The organism is Streptomyces sp. NPDC004752, from assembly GCF_053601275.1.
In genome coordinates, this window is the sequence record NZ_JBSGBN010000280.1 from 1 (window position 1) to 2,824 (window position 2,824).

General features: G+C 74.7%; 1 protein-coding gene and 2 pseudogenes. All 3 read left to right on the forward strand.

The genetic code is table 11. The annotated features are described in order from the left end of the window. On the forward strand, positions 1–899 hold an 899-nt coding region (locus ACWEKM_RS46280; RefSeq protein ID WP_451627327.1), incomplete at its 5' end, for an RICIN domain-containing protein. Between the two features lie 324 nt (positions 900–1,223). Then, positions 1,224–1,343 (forward strand): annotated as a pseudogene (locus tag ACWEKM_RS46285) (toxin Doc); the annotation flags it as partial. A gap of 563 nt (positions 1,344–1,906) precedes the next feature. Further along, positions 1,907–2,824, forward strand: a pseudogene (locus tag ACWEKM_RS46290) (hydrolase); the annotation flags it as partial.

Genomic DNA, 2,824 nt, shown 5'->3' on the forward strand with positions numbered 1-2,824 from the left:
CACGCCGGGTCCGCCGGCGCAACCTCGCCCTGGCCGTGACGACCGTGAGCGGGCTGGTCGTGCTGCCGTTCGTGCTGTGGTCCGTCCTCGGCCACGACACCGCCCCCGCCCCCGGCCCGCAGACCGGCCGGACACCCGGATCGGGCTCCGCACCGTCGGAGCCGTCCTGGATCGGGGCGAGCGCGACCGCCCAGGGCACCCTGCGCGGCAGGCTGCACAACCTCGCCTCCGGACTCTGTGTCGGCGTCGTCGGCAAGAAGGCCGTCGAGGGCGCGGAGGCCGAACTGGCCCGTTGCTCCTCGGCCGCCGGACAGCAGTGGACGTACGAGACCGACGGACTGCTGCGCAACGCCGCCGACCCGGACCTGTGCCTCGACTCCCACCTCGGCTACTCGGTCCGGCTGGCCCCGTGTACGGGCGCGGCACAGCCCCGCACCAGGAGCGTCCGCTACGACTTCACCCTCCAGGGCGCCCTCGTGCCGCGCTGGAACCAGGACCTGGCCCTCGTCCCTGCGGCCACCGACGGGTCCGGCGCCCTCGTCGCGAAGTCCCGCTCGGCCGCCGACGCCCAGCGCTGGGTGGTCGACACCTCGCGGCCCGAGCTCCAGATGCAGGTGGTCAACTGGGACACCGACGGCGGGCCGTCGCCCACCGCCACCACCGGGCCCGCCCCCCGGGCCGAGCGGGCCCCGTCCGCGTCCCCCGCCCCGTCGCCGACGAAGACATCTGATCCGCGGCCCACCCCGTCGAGCAGCGGTTTCGCCGGTACCTGCGCCACCGGCCCCGGCCGTCACCCCTACCCGTATCCCTATCGCCCCCCGTACCCCGACTCCTGCTCCTGGGACGGCTCGTACTACGGCGGGGGATACAGCTCGGGGGACGGTCACCGGGGACGCTGACGCCGCCGTTCCAGCGCTCGAAGTGGTTGCCGATGAAGCAGGGCGTCCGGTGGGAGTCGTAGGCGCGGCGGAACCCGGCGAGACAGCGGAACCCGGCGAGACAGGTGTTGCGGGCCTGGTCGCGCCACGCGTCGCCCGCTCGGTCTTCTCAGGAACGCTGACCGATCTGTCTTTCAGGAACGGTGACCGATGCCGCGGCCTGGTGGGCCCCGGCGTGCGGGGCCGAGGACGCGGGTCCGAAGGAGGGGGCGGAACCGGGGGAGGGGCCGGGTCTATGACGCGTCGTGGAACACCTGACGCCCGCTCCGCCCGCGCCACCGCCGTGTGGCCTACGTGCTCGCCGACGGGGTCGGCATCGACCCGCCCTACGGCGCCCTCGTCGACCTCATCCGCGACCTGATGTCCGGCAAGGCGGACGGGTACGCCGCGGCCGACCGGATCCGCTTCCGGCCGCTGTGGGTCCGGCGCGCGGGTGCCCCGAACCGTCGGGCGGCGCGGGGAGACAGGGGCGGAAGACGGGGAGGGGGCGGGAGACCGGGGGAGCGGGGAACGGCCCCCGGCCCGCGGCCCCCGCCCCGGGGCCGCCGACCGAGGGCGGGAGGAACGGGGTCGGCGGCCGGTTTCGCGCGGGGGAGCCGCCGTCCCGCGCGGGGCCTTCGGGGAGGGCCGGTTCCCAGTGGACCATCCGCCGGGCCGCGGCGGGAGCGTGCGCGCCGGACCGACGTGTGCGCGCGCTTCACACGGGGCGCATACGCGCACCGCGGCCGAAGACCAACACCCGCATTTCGTAAGGAATCTGACTTTCCTTCAAAGCGGCCGATGTTACGCGAGTGCCTTGTTGGGCGTGTGGGAGTTGTGCAAGGGTGAAATCGGCCCGTGCGGGGGGTAATGGCCGGGCCTCGTTCCATGACCGAGGAACCGGGCCGGGACCGACGCGACACCGGTGAGTTCCCGCTCCCCGCGCGCACGATCAGGGTCGCCCCGTACGCACCAAAGGAATCCGCTCCGTGCTCACCCCCCACCCCCCTCGTCCTCCGTATCCGCCGCCGGGCGCAGCACCCGGAGAATCGGACGATTCCCTCGCCGCCCCGCTGCGCGCGGGCTCGGACGCCGAGGCCGCACGATCCGCCGGGCTGCTGATGGCACGGCACTGGCAGCCCGCCCAGGACTACGCGGCGATCTGTCTCGCCACCCCGGGCAGCCTCGCCCACCTGGTCACCGCCGCCGCCTTCCACCAGGTCCTCGACCTGGTGGCGCTGGGCGAGAGCGCCGACGCGCTGCGGCCCCGACTGCTCGTCGCCGTCCGCGACATGGTGGAGAACTGGTCCGCCGACGCACACCTGACCGAGGTGCTGCCGGGCCTGGGGAAACCCGCGGGGGGCCGCGGCATGCGCGCGGCGAAGTCCCTCACCCCCGAGAACCGTGCACTCGCCGAGCGCGCGTTCCAGGACCTTCCGCCGCTCGCCCAGAGCCTGCTGTGGCACACCGAGGTCGAGTCCGAGTCCATCACCGTGCCGGCCGGCCTGCTCGGCGTGGACGCGGACACCGCGACCGTCGCGCTCAGACAGGCCCGGGAGAAATTCCGGGAAGGCTGTGTGAACGCTCACCGGGAACTCGCGCCGAGCAAGGACTGCCGCTTCTACAACCGCCTCCTCGATGGGCCGATCCGGCGTGGCCGCACGCTGCTTCCGGACGTCCGCCGGCATCTCGCCGAGTGCCGTCACTGCCGGCATGCCGCCGAGCAACTCGGCCAGGTCGAGACCGGCTTGGGCCTGCTGCTGGCCGAGGCGGTGCTCGGCTGGGGAGCGCGCCGCTACGTCGACTCACGCCCCGGCCGCACCCGCTCGGCGGGCCCGCGGGCCCGCGGCACGGCCCGGCGGAGCGGCGGACGGTCGCGCGGGGGCGGACGGCACCGCCTGCTGGAC